The organism is Geomonas sp. (assembly GCF_056994735.1).
The window spans coordinates 1-14,224 of sequence record NZ_JBXKJL010000251.1 but is presented as its reverse complement, the minus strand read 5'-3'; the positions used below and the strand labels follow the sequence as shown (position 1 = coordinate 14,224).

The following is a 14,224-nucleotide window of genomic DNA, read 5'->3' as shown; positions in this document are numbered from 1 at the left end:
AGGAACCTATGTCCAGAATCGGTGTCTTTGTTTGCCACTGCGGCGAGAACATCTCCCGAACGGTAGATGTAGAACGGGTGGCCCAGGCCGCCGGGAACGTTCCCGGAGTCGCCTTCTCCTGCGATTACAAGTACATGTGCTCCGACCCCGGCCAGAACCTTTTGAAGAAGGCGGTGGCCGAGCACAAGCTTGACGGCGCGGTGGTGGCCGCCTGCAGCCCGCGCATGCACGAAAAGACCTTCCGCAAAGCTGCCGACTCGGCGGGGCTGAACCCCTACCTGTGCGAGATGGCCAACATCCGTGAGCACTGCTCGTGGGTGCACGAGAACCGGGAGGAGGCGACCGCCAAGGCCTCGGACATCGTGAAGCTGATGGTGGAGCGGGTCAAGAGGGGCAAGTCGCTTGCTCCCATCAGCGTCCCGGTCAAGAAGCGGGCGCTGGTGATCGGCGGCGGCATCGCCGGGATCCAGGCGGCCCTCGACATCGCCGACGCCGGCCACCAGGTGCTGGTAGTCGAGCGCGAGCCCTCCATCGGCGGCCACATGGCGCAGCTCTCCGAAACCTTCCCCACGCTCGACTGCTCGCAGTGCATCATGACCCCGAAGATGGTCGATCTCGCGAACCATCCGAACATCACCCTCTATTCCTATTCCGAGATCGAGAAGGTGGAGGGGTACATCGGGAACTTCTCGGTCACCATCCGCCGCAAGGCCCGCTCGGTCGACGAGGACAAGTGCACCGGGTGCGGGGTCTGCATCTCCAAGTGCCCGAAGAAGAAGATCCCCAACGACTTCGACCAGGGGCACGGGATGCGCAGCGCGATCTACGTGCCGTTCCCGCAGGCGGTCCCCAACACGCCGGTGATCGACCGCGAAAACTGCACCATGTTCCAGACCGGCAAGTGCGGCGTCTGCGCCAAGGTCTGCGGCCCCGGGGCCGTCGACTACCAGCAGGAGGACCGGCTGACCGTGGAAGCGGTCGGCGCCATCGTGGTGGCGACCGGCTTCAAGCTCTATTCCATCGACCGCAAGCCCGAAGAGAGCCCGATCCAGGGGTACGGCGAGTTCGGCTACGGCACCATCCCCGACGTCATTGACGGCATGACCTTCGAGCGCCTGGCCTCGGCCTCCGGTCCGACCGGGGGGAAGATCCTGCGCCCCTCCGACGGCAAGGAGCCGAAGCAGGTGGTCTTCATCCAGTGCGTAGGCTCGCGCGCCAGGGAGAAGGGGATCTCCTACTGCTCCAAGGTCTGCTGCATGTACACCGCGAAGCACACCATGCTCTACCACCACAAGGTGCATGACGGCCAGGCCTACGTCTTCTTCATGGATGCGAGGACACCCGGAAAGGGGTACGACGAGTTCTGGCGCCGCGCCGTGGAGGAAGAGGAGGCAGTCTACATCAGGGGGATGGTCTCGCGCCTGTACCAGAAGGGCGGGAAGATCATGGTCATGGGTAGCGACATCCAGGTAGGCGTGCAGGTCGAGATCGAGGCGGACCTCGTGGTCCTCGCCACCGCGGTCCAGCCCCAGGAAGGTGCCGATCTCCTGGCGCAGAAACTGGGAATCTCCTACGACAGGTACAACTTCTACTCGGAGGCGCACGCGAAGCTGAAGCCGGTCGAATGCGCGACGGCCGGGATTTACCTTGCCGGCGCCTGCCAGGGGCCGAAGGACATCCCGGACACGGTGTCGCAGGCCTCCGCGGCAGCGGCCAAGGTGATGACGCTCTTCTCCAAGGATCAGCTGGAGCGGGATCCGGTGGTGGCCAAGGTCAACGAGAAGTACTGCGTCGGCTGCTTCGCCTGCAAGAAGGTCTGCCCGTACGGCGCCATCGAGGAGAAGGAGTTGCGCGACCGCCAGGGGAACCTGGTGAAGGTGGCCGCCTATGTCAACCCGGGCGTCTGCGGCGGCTGCGGCACCTGCCAGGCCACCTGCCCCTCGAAGTCGGTGGAGCTGGACGGGTACACGGACGAGCAGATCATGGCGATGATCGAATCGCTGTAATCAACATAAGAGCCTGACCACAGAGGACACAGAGGTTCCTCGGAGAGACACAGAGGAAATCCCAAGCAGGAAATTGATTTTCCTCTGAGCCCCCTGCGCATCCCTCTGCGTCCTCTGTGGTCATGCTTTGTTTCTCAAAGGATTCCCATGCACGCACAAGCCAAACAACACGACTTCGAGCCCAAGATCGTTGCCTTCGTCTGCACCTGGTGCACCTACGCGGGCGCCGACCTGGCCGGGACCAGCAGGATGCAGTACCCGTCCAACGTCCGGGTGCTGAAATTCCCCTGCACCGGCAGGATCGATCCCGTCTTCATCCTGCGGGCCTTCCAGAAGGGAGCCGACGGCGTCCTCGTCTCCGGCTGCCATCCCGGCGATTGCCACTACATGGCCGGGAACTTCCACGCCCGTCGCCGCTTCGCAGCCTTCCGCGCGCTCCTGGACTTCGTCGGTGTCGACCTGGAAAGGCTCCAGTTTTCCTGGGTCTCGGCCGCCGAAGGGGGCAAGTGGGTGGAAGTGGTGACCGAACTGACCGAAAGGGTGCGGTCGATGGGGCCGATGCTGGAGTTCAAGGCGCTGGAGCATGAAGAACAGTGGTCGGCCGCACTGAGCTCGCCGGAGCTTAAAGAGGCCTTCGACCATATCACCTGAAATTCGTCACTTCCCTTTTCCAGAAAATCTCTGCGTCACTGCCTGAGCCGGCGGCGACACCAGCGGGTGCCATGACACATGAATGCTAAAGCACAGAAAATAAAGGCCTCGACCATTGACCCGGCCTGTTACGAGGCGGTCACCCACGCGATACGGCTTGAAGCGACGAAGCTCCTGAAAGAGGGGGCGGTGGCCGCAGTGGTGGGGTACCTTCCGGGGCGGCGGAAGAATACCGCACTCCCTGCCCTGGCCACCACTCAGGAACAAGCAGCGCGGCTGATCTTTTCCCCCGCCTGCGTCAACAACCTCTCGCTCTATCTCACCAAGGCGAAAAAGGGTGTCCTGCCGAAGGGGAAGATCGCCATCGTGGCCAAGGGCTGCGACATGCGGGCTCTCGCGGGGCTGACAGGAGAATCGCAGATCAAGCGGGAGGATCTCCTCATCATCGGGGTCGCCTGCCCGGGGGTGTACGGAGCAAGCACCCATCTTCCGGAGGGCGAGGGAAAAGACACGCTTTCTGAGGCGAACATCGCCAGGAAGTGCCGGGAATGCACGGTGCATCTCCCTGAGGGGGCGGACGTCGTAGCCGGGACCTTGCCGCAGTTACCAGCTCTGACGCCGACCGAGGCGGAGGAGTTGGCGCGGATCGAGGCCATGCCCCAGGCGGAACGGTGGGCATTCTGGAAGGAGCACTTCTCGCGCTGCATCAGGTGCATGGCCTGCCGGCAGGTCTGCCCCTTCTGCTACTGCGAACAGTGCCTTTGCGACAGGAACCGGCCCCAGGCGGTGGAGATTTCGCCGAGGCCGGCGGGAAACATGGCCTGGCACATCGTGCGCGCCATGCACCTGGCCGGGCGCTGCGGCGGCTGCGCCGAGTGCGAGCGCGCCTGCCCCATGGACATCCCGCTGAACCTCCTTAACCGGCGAATGGCCAAGGAGTTGAAGGAGCTGTACGACTACGAGGCGACCCTGACGCCGCAGGAAAAGGGGCCCCTGACCCAGTACCGGGAGGATGACGATCAGTCATTCATTAAATAGAAGCCTGACCACGGAGGACACCGAGTGCGGGCGCGGGGGACACAGAGGAAATCTAAAACTTCTTCAATCGTTCCGAGCCTTCCCCCTCGCCCTCCATCACGGATGCCACAAGAGAATTAACTTATGCCGCAGATAATTACTGAAGCGAATCTTCGCAACCTGGTTGACGCACTCGTCAAGGAGTCGAAGCTGGTGGTCGGGCCGAAGCGGGCGGGGACCATGGTGCTCTACGAACCGCTTGCCGCGGGCTCTCAGCTGGTCCTGGGCGCGCTTCCCCGCCGATCCTCGAAGGAGCTCTTCTTCCCGATCTGCGAGGAGATCCTCACCTTCTCCAGGGAGAACGGCGCCATTGAGGTCCGCGACGTCGACCGGGCCGGCTTCCCGGAGGCTGTGCTCATCGGCGCCCTCCCCTGCGATGCCGGCTCCCCGGCCATCCTCGATGCGGTCTTCTCGTGGGATTACCATGATGACTTCTACCAGGAGCGCAGGAGGAAAACGACCATCATTGGCATCGCCTGCACCAAGGGTGACGACGCCTGCTTCTGTACTGCCCTCGGTCATGCGCCGGACTCGGAGGCGGGAAGCGATCTCTTCCTGACCCCGCTGAAGGATGGCTCCTACGCCTGCAAGGCCGTCACCGGGAAAGGGAGGTCGCTGGTCGACGCGCACCCGGAATTCTTCGGGGAAGCCCCGGCGGCTGCGCCTGTGCCCTTCTCGGGACAGGAGAGCGGGAAGCTGGACATGGTGAAGATCAAGGGTTGGCTGGAAACGCACTTCGAGGACCCGCTGTGGCAGAGCATCGCCGACATCTGCGCCGGATGCGGCGCCTGCGCCTTCATCTGCCCGGCCTGTCACTGCTTCGATATCAATGACGAAGGGAGCGCTGAGAAGGGTACCCGGCGCAAGCACTGGGATGCCTGCGGCTTCGGGAAGTTCACCAATCATGCCTCGGGCCACAACCCGCGCGACACCCAGAACAAACGCTATCGCAACAGGATCATGCACAAGTTCAAGTATTACGACGACAAGTTCGGCAAGACCCTGTGCACCGGGTGCGGCAGGTGCGTCCGCGCCTGCCCCGTTGGTATCGACATCGCCGACATACTCAGCACGATAAACGGTAAATAGGAAGAGCGAACAGACTCATTTCATGGCACCTTCCCCCCCACCCTTACCCTCCCCCTCCAGGGGGGAGGGGATAGTGGCGGTGTCGGATGCCGCTGTTAAAAGGTTACCTTATGTGCAAATCCAATAACATCTACATGCCTCACCTGGCCACCATCGAGTCCATTGTCGACGAGACTCCGGACGTACGGACGCTGCGCCTGGTCTTCCAGGACGAGGAGGTCAGGGAGAAGTTCACCTTCAGGGCCGGGCAGTTCGCCGAGTATTCCGCTTTCGGTGCCGGGGAATCGACCTTCTGCATCGCCTCCTCGCCGACCAGGACGGGGTATATCGAGTGCTGCTTCAGGAGTGTGGGGCGCGTTACCGAGGAACTGAGAAGGCTCGAGGTCGGCGACACCATGGGTGTTCGCGGCCCCTACGGGAACTCCTTCCCCATCGAGGACTTCTACGGCAAGAACCTGGTCTTCATCGCCGGGGGGATCGCGCTTCCGCCCCTTCGCACGGTGATCTGGAACTGCCTGGACCTGCGTGATAAGTTCGGCGACATAACCATCGTCTACGGCGCACGCTCGGAGGCCGATCTCGTCTACAAGCGGGAGCTCGCCGAGTGGCAGGACCGCGACGACGTCAGGCTGGTAAAATGCGTCGATCCCGGCGGCAACGGCCCTGACTTCGACGGCAAGGTCGGCTTCGTGCCCAATGTGTTGGAGGAAGCGGCGCCGGGTGCCGAGAATACCGTCGCGCTGGTGTGCGGACCGCCGATCATGATCAAGTTCACCCTGCCGGTGCTGGAGCGGCTCGGCTTCTCCGATACCGCGATCTACACCACGTTGGAGAACAGGATGAAGTGCGGCGTCGGCAAGTGCGGCCGCTGCAATGTGGGAAACGTCTATGTCTGCAAGGACGGCCCCGTTTTCACCGCCGCCCAGGTTAAGGCCATGCCGCAGGAGTTCTAGCCCTCATTCCTCTCCCCCGTCCAAGCTCACTTTTTCCACAGGAGAGAAAAAAAGATCTAAAGTGTTGCATCCCGCTGCCGAATTGTGATATTAGACTATGCAATTTTCCATATAGTCTTACATCTACGATAGATAGCCGACAATACTAAACCATCCGCGAGGATGGGACGGAAAGCCCAAGGGTCTCACCGAGATAGCCGGGTCGCCGAAATATCAGATCAATCACGATATTTGACGATCCGGCTTTTTTGCGGCCGGGTCTCCGGAGCAGACAGGTGCTCCGAGGGGGGAAGCCGAATCTAGTACCGGGTTTCATCACAAACAGGCAGGGGAGATAGACGACAATACTAAACCATCCGCAAGGATGGGACGGAAAGCCTAAGGGTCTCACCGAGACAGCCGGGTCGCCGAAATATCGAGAGATTGATATGAGGCCCCGGCTTTTTTGTACCCCGAGTCCCGAAAAATTCCAAAAGGAGGTGGCTGAAGTCCAGAGCGGTATTGTCGGTAGCGGATCGCCGCACCACCACGGAGCGGGAAGTATCCCGCACGGGTGGTCGGCGCAGAGAGTTTCTTGCAACAGTCTTTTTCAACACGGAGGTACTAGATGACGAAAGGAATAGTACGATCGCTGGCGGCGCTGGCCGCCATGGCCATCCTGTCCACCCCGGCCCTGGCCGGATACAAGGTGATCGCCAACAACGACCTGGGGATGCACTGTGCCTGCCCCACCTTCGCAGGCTTCCTCCTCCTCCCCCCCTTCAACACCATTCGGGCACAGGTGATCCAGACCGGGAAAGAAGACCCGTCTCTCCCCACCAGCGGGCTCACGCTGAGCTATTCCTTTGCGGAGGAGAACGACACCATCCTTCAGTCCGATCCCTATTTCAGCCAGTGGATCAAGTACGGACCCAAGATGTTCCCCGGCTACCAGCCGGTGGTCAACGGCAAGGTGGTGGGGCTTACCGGTAACGGCATTACCGGCACGATGAGGTACGACGCCACCTCAAATTCCTACATCGCCAGCGGGATCCCCGCCTACCCGGTGACCACCAACACCTCAAAGGACCTCATGACCGACCCGCTGGGGGGCCCGAACCGCGATCCTTTCCTGACCGCCCTGATCTCGGTTAAGAATTCCACCGGAAAGGTGGTGGCCAGCACGACGACGGTCGTGCCGGTGGCCTTCGGCGGCTGCTGCACCTGCCATCTCAAGCTCGCCGCGGCCAACGGCTACCCCGCTACCCCCGCAGGCTCCTTCCAGTACCTGGGGCAACTGCACGGCCAGAACAGCAGCAAGATCAATTTCACCTACCTCGACCCGGACGGCGACGGCGTGGGCGGTCCGATCCGCTGCTCCTGGTGCCACTGGGATCCCGCCATGGGAGAGAGCAAGGCCCCGGGGCTTGCCGCCGTCTGGCCGAACTACAAGATCCTCCCGGGCGCAGGGTTCACCTACTCCGACGTCAAGGTATCCCAGTACTCCTTCTCCGAAGTGCTGCACCGCTTCCATGCCCAGGACCAGGTGGTCCTCTCGCAGTATGACCCCAACATCGCCACCAACTGCTACGACTGCCACCCCGGCAACAACGTGAACTGCTATCGCGGCTCCCACAAGGGCAAGACGGCAATCTGGTGCATCGACTGCCACGGCAACCTGAACCAGCGCATCGCCACGAAGCAGCTCTCGCAGCCCTGGCAGCAGTCAACCCTGCCGTCGTGCTACGCCCCGTCGCCGGGGATCAATTCCGCCTTCACCTGCCACAACTCCACCACCTACGCAACCACCAAGACCTGGCCGGCGCTCTTCGGGAAGTTCATAAACGCCCAGTCCCACCACGGCGGCGTCCTCTGCCAGACCTGCCACGGCGAGGCCCATGCGGAGAACCCGTCCACCCAGCCGCTGGACAACGTGCAGAACTCCAAAATCCAGGGTTTCGGGACCTTCCCGGCCGGGAAGGACAAGTCGTACGCAATCGGCGTGTGCAACGTCTGCCACACGGGCAAGTCGAACACCTGGGGCGTGCCGCCGCACAGCGGAGGAGACTAGCACGGAGAGCAATAGAGGGGGGGGCCATCCCCCCCTCATCCGCACTGAAACCTGCGGCGCTGACGAAAGGCGTATAAAGGGGGGTGACGAGATGGGCCGCCGAGGGACGATGAGGGGAAGGTCGCCGATCAGGTTATGCGGGATGGCGGCGATGGCGGCGTGCGCCGGCATACTGGCGGCCGGCACGGCCATGGGGTCCGCCTGCGTCGAGGGGACGGTCAATATCGGAGACTCCCCCCAGGCTGTCACCCTGAAATACGGCGAAGCCATGTTCAAGGACGCCCGCGACATCAAGGTTGAGACCGAGGACGACCACGGGGCAACCAGCAGCACCGACACGAAGATCGAGGAGTGGACCTACGACTGCGGCCCCGGCGAGTTGCTGCAGACCATCCGCCTGGAAAACGGGGAGGTGGTGCGGGTGGAAAGCAGCGGGTACGGCAAGCTACCCGACACCGCCGACACCTGCCGGAACGGCGGGTTGTTGGCCGTGGGGGACACACCCCTTGCGGCATTTCTGAAGTGCGGGGAGCCGATCGCCAGGGAGCCGCTGGCGGACAGGGAGGCCGTGACGAAAAGTGGCGGCGAGACGCGCCGCACCGGGGTAACGGTGACGGAATGGACCTACCGCTACGGCCCCGACCTCCCCGGAGTGACGCTCACCATCGAAAACGGCGTCGTCACCGGCATCAGGTCCAGGGAGTACGGGAAGTGAGTTTAAACGCACGGCAGTCGTAGCTGCCGTTGCGGGCACCACCGCGATTTCCGGGGTGATGGTGCGAGTCGACAGCGTCCACCTTGCAAAGGGAGCCAACGAATGAAGATGAGGAAATTTGTACTACTTGCAGTATTCGCCTTCACGGCATCGACGGCGGCAGCCAGCGGGTTGCACGAGACGGTGGACGTGCAGGCCGCGAAGGGGAAGTGGAAGGGGTTCGAGTGGAAGAAGACCAGGGAGTTCATGAAGGAGATGGAGACCCGCCCCGATTTCCCGGTCTCCACCGTGCTCGCCTATGACTACGTCTATTCACTTACCGCCCTCGGCGACAAGGTTTCGCCGCCGCAAAAGGAGCGGATTCTGAAGTACCTCAAGGAGGTCCAGCAAAAGGAGGGGGGCTTCGGGGGGGACCAGGCGAACAGGACCTCCTCCACCCTCTTTACCGATCTCGGCGTGGAGACGCTGGGACTGCTGAAAAGCGCCGGTGGGGACGGGATGGAGAAAGCAGGGAGGTTCGTGCTGGCACAGAAGCATGCTGACGGAGGCTTCGGGTTCAGCGCGGCGTCCAGGGAGCCGACCCTCGCCACCTCCTACTACGGCGTCAAGGTCCTCGCCTCCGCCAACATCCTCGGCTCCCTCGACAAGGGAAAGACAGCGGCTTTCGTGCGCGGCTTCGAGAAGAAGAGCGGCGGCTTTGGCTTCGCCAGGGGGAACGGGGGGGCGACGGCCAGGGCAACCTACATGGCGCTGTACACGCTCGATGCCATCGGGATGCTCGATGACCCCACGAAGAAGGGGGCCGGGCGTTTCCTGGAATCGACACCCTGCGGCACGAAGGGGTCAGGAAGGCCCGACCTCGACGAGGTGGCGTACGCCGTCCGGGCGGAGAAGCTGCTGAAGACGAAAGGCGCCATCGACGCCAAGAAGGTGAAGGCCTTCCTGAAGGCGCTCTATATCCCGGTGAACGGCGGCTTCGCGCCTCTTGAGGGGTACGGGGCGACCCCCGATTCCACCACCACCGCGCTGCATGTCCTCGCCGACCTCAAGTAACGCAGCTTCACCTCCCACGGAGTTTCGCCTCACCGCTGCCCCTCTCCCCCCGGGAGGGGGGGGCAGCTCCCCTCCCCCTCCCTCTTTTCCACTTGACACCCCCCCATTAATGAGCCAACCTAGCGCCTTTGGCCTAACCTCTTCGCAGCCACCTCATGCAGCATGGATGAATGACGATGCCGTATCTCCTCCTTACCCTGAGCGCCCTCATCTGGTCCGGGAATTTCGTGATCAGCCGGGCCATGAACCATGTCATCCCCCCCGCAGGCTTCGTATTCTGGCGCTGGATTCTCGCGGCAGCTGTGCTCGCGCCCATTGCCTTACCGAAACTGCGCCGGGAGTGGCCCATCATCAGGGCCAACCTCTGGCTCATCGCCATCTGCGGCCTCTTCGGCGTCACCCTCTTCAACTTCCTGATCTACACGGCGATGCACTGGACCACCGCTATCAACGCAGCGCTGGTCAATTCCGCCATCCCGATATTCATCCTCATGTTCGCCCGGATCTTCTACGGTCAGCGGGTCTCCCTGCGCCAGCACCTCGGCATAGCCCTGTCGCTGGCAGGCGTCGCAGCCATCATCCTGCAGGGGGATGTCGGTCGCATCCGCACCTTGACCTTCAACCGCGGCGATCTCCTGGTACTGCTGGCAGCCGTGGTCTGGGCCCTTTATTCCGTGGCGATACGGAAATATCCCCAAGGACTAAATCCCTTCCTCTTCCTCTTCAGCACCACCATCAGTGGCCTCATCTTCCTGATCCCCTTCTATGCCTGGGAGATAGCCTCCGGTGAAGTGATGGCGGTGAATGCCCCGACCATCCTCAGCATCGCCTACGTCGGGGTCCTCGCCTCGGTTGTAGCCTTCAGCGCCTGGACTGCCGGCCTCCGCCAGGTCGGCGCCCACCTGGGCGGCCAATTCATCCACCTCATGCCCGCCTTCAGCACCCTCCTTGCCGTCGCCTTCCTCGGCGAGCGCCTGCGCACCTTCCATGTGGCCGGCATCATCCTCATTTTCACCGGCATCCTCTGCGCCACCTTACGGGTGAAAAAGTAAGATCATAAAGCAGCCTGATTAGTACCAATCTTCCGCCAGCTTCCAAAGCTGTCATTCCCGAAGCGATTCTGATCGGGAATCCAGCTCCTAAACGGCGTGAAATCTGGATCCCCGATAAAGGCATTCGGGGATGACAATCTCGTAGCGGAAGATTAGTGCTAATTAGTTAAAGCAGTGACTAATGTTTGAACGTACGTGGAGTATGCAGAGTGATTGGCAGGAGAGACTGAAAGAGCTTGAAGTCACCATCAGTCGTAAAAATAGGAAGGCGGTGCCGCACTGAGACAGCACAGATGAGAAAGTCGGTGTTGGAACCCTGGATTCCTTTTTGACGGCAGGTATTGAAGAATTCTGATGCCATCTCGTAATCTGACATCGTCAGTTGCTGGTCCGGAAATACCCGCAGATGGTCCCGCAGCTTCTGGAATTGTGCTTGGTCCTTTAGTCCCGAAAGTAGTTCTTGACGCACCGGCCCAATAATCTGTGCACGGACTTCATTTATAAGCTCGATCAGCTCGGACACCTCCGCACCACCAGCAACGGGACGTCGTCGCAGCGCCAGGGACCACACAGATGTGTCTATAAGGACCTTCATGCCTTCCTTCGCTGGGCCTTGTAGTCGTAATCGGGATCATATTCGACGGTATTGAAGAGGGTAATGATTTCCACCTGCTTTCGCCGCTGGATATACTCCGCGAGAGCTTCGTTGACGACAGCTTTTTTAGTTGCATGCTTGCCGACTATACGGGCCTCTTCCAGCAATTTGTCGTCGATAGCCAAGTTTGTAGCCATAGGAGCACCTCCGTTACACAATTGATTACACCTGGAGATGTGTAAAGTCAAGCCCCGCCCCTCCACCACGACAGCAAAGCTGTCTGCCCCTTGCCGTAACAATCTTTCGAAATAACGTATACTTCTTGCCCTCCACGGTGCCGGCTGATATCTTACATGACTTATAAAGCTGTACCACTACCGACAGAAGGTGACGAAATGTTCGAAGTCCTAAGCAATGAGATCCTTGCTGAGAACCTCCACAAGATGGTGATCTCGGCGCCACGCATCGCGCGCGCCCGGAAGGCCGGCCAATTCGTAATGGTCAGGCTGGCACAGGGCGAAGAGCGCATCCCGCTGACCATCGGCGACGCCGACGCTGCTGCCGGCACCATCACCCTATTCATCCAGGCCATCGGCGCCTCGACCCGCAAGATCGTCGAGACCCCGGTCGGCGGGTTCATCAGGGACGTCGCCGGCCCCCTCGGCAAGGAGACCCACATCACCAACTGGGGACGGGTCGCCTGCGTCGGCGGCGGGGTCGGAACTGCCGTGCTCTTCCCGCTGGTAAAGGCCCTTTCCGAGGCGGGAAACCAGATCACCACCATCATCGGCGGCCGCTCCAGCCGCTACATCATCCTGGCTGACGAGCTGACGCCGCTCTCCGAGTCTTTCCTGGTCACCACGGAAGACGGCAGCCTCGGGACCAGGGGTTTCGTCACCTCGCCCCTCGGCGAGATGCTGGCCGACCCGGAGCGCGCACCGCGGGCGGTTTTCGCGGTTGGCCCGGTACCGATGATGAAGGCTGTGGCCGAGATGACCCGCAAGTACGGGATCGAAACCATCGTCAGCCTCAATCCCATCATGATCGACGGCACCGGCATGTGCGGCGGCTGCAGGGTCCGCATCGGTAACGAGACCAAGTTCGCCTGCGTCGACGGCCCCGAATTCGACGCCCACCTGGTCGATTTCGACGGGCTGACCGACCGCCTTACCAGCTATCGGAAGGAAGAAGCAGCGAGACATGCGGCAACGGAGTGCAAGTTAGCAAAGGAGGTAGCGTCGTGAGCAACAAGCTTTCGCCCAAAGAGCGAATGGCCATAGAGAGAGTTCATATGCCGGAACTCCCGGCTGAGGTGAGAAGCAGGAACTTCGAAGAGGTCAACCAGGGCCTCAGCGAGGAGCAGGCGCTGAACGAAGCCCGCCGTTGCCTGCAGTGCAAGAACCGCGCATGTGTCGGGGGCTGCCCCGTCGGCGTCTCCATCCCCGAGTTCATCGATGCCCTTGCCTCTGTGGACCTACCCAAGGCCGCCCACATCCTCCGCGGCGACAACGCCCTTCCCGCCGTCTGCGGCAGGGTCTGTCCCCAGGAAACGCAGTGCGAGGCCCTTTGCGTCCGCGGCGTCAAGGGAGAAGCCGTCGCCATCGGATACCTCGAGCGCTACGTCGCCGACTGGGCGATGAACCATCCCGACCAGCTGCTGACCGGCGCCATTCCCACCCCCACCGGCAAGTCGGTCGCCGTGGTCGGCTGCGGCCCCGCCGGGCTCACCGCCGCAGGGGAACTGGCCCGCCAGGGGCACAAGGTCACCATCTTCGAGGCGCTGCACGACACCGGCGGCGTATTGCGCTACGGGATTCCGGAATTCCGGCTCCCGAAGGAGATCATCGACCGCGAGGTTTCCGTGCTGAGCAAGCTCGGCGTTTCCATCGAGTGCAACGTCATTATCGGCAAGACCCTCACCATTCCCGAACTTCGTGTCGAGTTCGACGCCGTCTTCATCGCCAACGGCGCCGGTCTTCCCACGATGCTTAACATCCCGGGGGAGAACCTGAAGGGCGTCTATGCGGCCAACGAATACCTCACCCGCGTCAACCTCATGGAAGCGGGACGTCGCGAGGATGCCTCGACTCCCATTATCAAGAGGAACGAGGTGGCGGTAATCGGCGGCGGCAACACCGCCATGGACTGTGTCAGGACCGCAAGAAGACTCGGCGCCGAACGGGCCATGATCGTCTACCGCCGCAGCGAAGCCGAAATGCCCGCCAGGGTTGAGGAGATCAAGCACGCCAAGGAGGAAGGGGTCGAATTCGTCATGCTGACCGCTCCTACCGAGATCCTCTCGACCGAGGACGGCTGGGTCGCCGGGCTGAAGTGCCAGCGCATGGAGCTGGGGCCGCCGGACCAGTCCGGGAGGCGCAGACCGCAAGCAATCGAAGGCTCCGACTTCGTGCTGCCGGCCGAGGTGGTGATCAATGCGGTCGGGACCAGCGCCAATCCGCTCCTCACCGCCACGGCACCCGACCTGACCCTCAACAAGTGGGGGAACGTGGTGGCCAGCGAGGAGGGGGCGACCAGCATCCCCGGAGTCTTCGCCGGAGGCGACATCGTAAGGGGTGGCGCCACGGTCATCCTGGCCATGGGCGACGGCAAGCGCGCAGCTGCCGCGATAAACGGGTACCTGAAGAAATAATTCCCGTTGCCGTCCGGGCCAAACCCAATCCCCCCTGTCCCCCCTTTGTCAAGGGGGGGACGCTTGGGGAAAGGATAAACTAATTAGCGCTAATCTTCCGCTACGAGATTGTCATCCCCGAATGCCCTTATCGGGGATCCAGATTTCACGTCGTTCGCTTCGGGAATGACAGTTTTAGAAGCTGGCGGAAGATTGCTAATCAGGATGGATAATGTTGAAGCGGATGGCGCGACGTTAAAAAATGGCCAGATAGAAGGGAGAAAGAGGAGGGCTGAGAGGCTCTCCTCTTTTTTGCTTTGGGGAGTTCAACATCAGGCAAATCCCCCCTGTCCC

13 protein-coding genes and 2 riboswitches are annotated in these 14,224 nt (G+C 61.8%); of the genes, 11 read left to right on the top strand and 2 right to left on the bottom strand.

From position 1 onward, the window contains the following. The first annotated feature begins 8 nt into the window (after positions 1-8). The 9 genes from AC11W3_RS11175 (at position 9) to AC11W3_RS11135 (ending at position 10,646) form a co-directional block, all read left to right on the top strand. Positions 9-2,006 carry a 4Fe-4S dicluster domain-containing protein gene (locus AC11W3_RS11175; RefSeq protein WP_484089257.1) on the top strand — a complete coding sequence of 666 codons (1,998 nt, stop codon included), beginning with the start codon at positions 9-11 and terminating at the stop codon, positions 2,004-2,006. A gap of 147 nt (positions 2,007-2,153) precedes the next feature. Next, positions 2,154-2,657, top strand: a complete 504-nt coding sequence (locus AC11W3_RS11170; RefSeq protein ID WP_484089256.1) for a hydrogenase iron-sulfur subunit — start codon at positions 2,154-2,156, stop codon at positions 2,655-2,657. Between the two features lie 78 nt (positions 2,658-2,735). Further along, positions 2,736-3,695, top strand: coding sequence for a Fe-S oxidoreductase (locus tag AC11W3_RS11165; protein ID WP_484093027.1), 960 nt, complete (start codon positions 2,736-2,738; stop codon positions 3,693-3,695). Positions 3,696-3,818: 123 nt separating this feature from the next. Then, positions 3,819-4,823 carry a 4Fe-4S dicluster domain-containing protein gene (locus AC11W3_RS11160; RefSeq protein ID WP_484093026.1) on the top strand — a complete coding sequence of 335 codons (1,005 nt, stop codon included), beginning with the start codon at positions 3,819-3,821 and terminating at the stop codon, positions 4,821-4,823. 110 nt (positions 4,824-4,933) lie between these two features. Further along, a complete protein-coding gene (locus tag AC11W3_RS11155; protein WP_484089253.1) occupies positions 4,934-5,776 on the top strand; it encodes an FAD/NAD(P)-binding protein in 843 nt (280 codons plus the stop codon). Between the two features lie 134 nt (positions 5,777-5,910). Then, positions 5,911-5,986: riboswitch (cyclic di-GMP riboswitch) on the top strand. Between the two features lie 126 nt (positions 5,987-6,112). Beyond that, positions 6,113-6,188, top strand: a riboswitch (cyclic di-GMP riboswitch). Between the two features lie 195 nt (positions 6,189-6,383). After that, positions 6,384-7,826 (top strand): hypothetical protein, encoded by a 1,443-nt coding sequence (locus AC11W3_RS11150; RefSeq protein WP_484089252.1) that lies wholly within the window; start codon positions 6,384-6,386, stop codon positions 7,824-7,826. 151 nt (positions 7,827-7,977) lie between these two features. After that, positions 7,978-8,541, top strand: a complete 564-nt coding sequence (locus AC11W3_RS11145; protein WP_484093025.1) for a DUF2845 domain-containing protein — start codon at positions 7,978-7,980, stop codon at positions 8,539-8,541. Positions 8,542-8,643: 102 nt separating this feature from the next. Then, complete coding sequence (locus AC11W3_RS11140; protein WP_484089250.1) at positions 8,644-9,594, top strand: prenyltransferase/squalene oxidase repeat-containing protein; 951 nt, start codon at positions 8,644-8,646, stop codon at positions 9,592-9,594. 170 nt (positions 9,595-9,764) lie between these two features. Then, the gene (locus AC11W3_RS11135; protein WP_484093024.1) at positions 9,765-10,646 is read left to right on the top strand and encodes a DMT family transporter; all 882 of its coding nucleotides are present in this window, start codon (positions 9,765-9,767) and stop codon (positions 10,644-10,646) included. Between the two features lie 178 nt (positions 10,647-10,824). Here the strand turns inward: AC11W3_RS11135 and vapC are convergent, their stop codons facing one another. After that, positions 10,825-11,241, bottom strand: coding sequence for a type II toxin-antitoxin system VapC family toxin (gene vapC, locus AC11W3_RS11130; protein WP_484093023.1), 417 nt, complete (start codon positions 11,239-11,241; stop codon positions 10,825-10,827). Further along, the gene (locus AC11W3_RS11125; protein ID WP_484093022.1) at positions 11,238-11,438 is read right to left on the bottom strand and encodes a type II toxin-antitoxin system VapB family antitoxin; all 201 of its coding nucleotides are present in this window, start codon (positions 11,436-11,438) and stop codon (positions 11,238-11,240) included. The genes vapC and AC11W3_RS11125 overlap by 4 nt, the downstream gene beginning before the upstream one ends. Before the next feature lie 198 nt (positions 11,439-11,636). On the opposite strand from AC11W3_RS11125, the gene AC11W3_RS11120 reads away from it, so the two are divergent. Then, positions 11,637-12,485, top strand: a complete 849-nt coding sequence (locus AC11W3_RS11120; protein ID WP_484093021.1) for a sulfide/dihydroorotate dehydrogenase-like FAD/NAD-binding protein — start codon at positions 11,637-11,639, stop codon at positions 12,483-12,485. Then, a complete protein-coding gene (gene gltA, locus AC11W3_RS11115) occupies positions 12,482-13,891 on the top strand; it encodes an NADPH-dependent glutamate synthase (protein WP_484091429.1) in 1,410 nt (469 codons plus the stop codon). Before AC11W3_RS11120 ends, gltA begins: the two co-directional genes overlap by 4 nt. Positions 13,892-14,224 lie beyond the last annotated feature (333 nt).

Excerpts from the sequence above, each read along its gene's own strand:
- AC11W3_RS11135 (WP_484093024.1), top strand. The coding sequence starts at position 9,765 with ATGACGATGCCGTATCTCCTCCTTACCCTGAGCGCCCTCATCTGGTCC.
- AC11W3_RS11165 (WP_484093027.1), top strand. The coding sequence starts at position 2,736 with ATGAATGCTAAAGCACAGAAAATAAAGGCCTCGACCATTGACCCGGCC.
- AC11W3_RS11150 (WP_484089252.1), top strand. The coding sequence starts at position 6,384 with ATGACGAAAGGAATAGTACGATCGCTGGCGGCGCTGGCCGCCATGGCC.
- AC11W3_RS11170 (WP_484089256.1), top strand. The coding sequence starts at position 2,154 with ATGCACGCACAAGCCAAACAACACGACTTCGAGCCCAAGATCGTTGCC.
- vapC (WP_484093023.1), bottom strand. The coding sequence starts at position 11,241 with ATGAAGGTCCTTATAGACACATCTGTGTGGTCCCTGGCGCTGCGACGA.
- AC11W3_RS11160 (WP_484093026.1), top strand. The coding sequence starts at position 3,819 with ATGCCGCAGATAATTACTGAAGCGAATCTTCGCAACCTGGTTGACGCA.
- AC11W3_RS11125 (WP_484093022.1), bottom strand. The coding sequence starts at position 11,438 with ATGGCTACAAACTTGGCTATCGACGACAAATTGCTGGAAGAGGCCCGT.
- AC11W3_RS11175 (WP_484089257.1), top strand. The coding sequence starts at position 9 with ATGTCCAGAATCGGTGTCTTTGTTTGCCACTGCGGCGAGAACATCTCC.
- AC11W3_RS11145 (WP_484093025.1), top strand. The coding sequence starts at position 7,978 with ATGGCGGCGTGCGCCGGCATACTGGCGGCCGGCACGGCCATGGGGTCC.
- AC11W3_RS11155 (WP_484089253.1), top strand. The coding sequence starts at position 4,934 with ATGTGCAAATCCAATAACATCTACATGCCTCACCTGGCCACCATCGAG.
- AC11W3_RS11140 (WP_484089250.1), top strand. The coding sequence starts at position 8,644 with ATGAAGATGAGGAAATTTGTACTACTTGCAGTATTCGCCTTCACGGCA.
- AC11W3_RS11120 (WP_484093021.1), top strand. The coding sequence starts at position 11,637 with ATGTTCGAAGTCCTAAGCAATGAGATCCTTGCTGAGAACCTCCACAAG.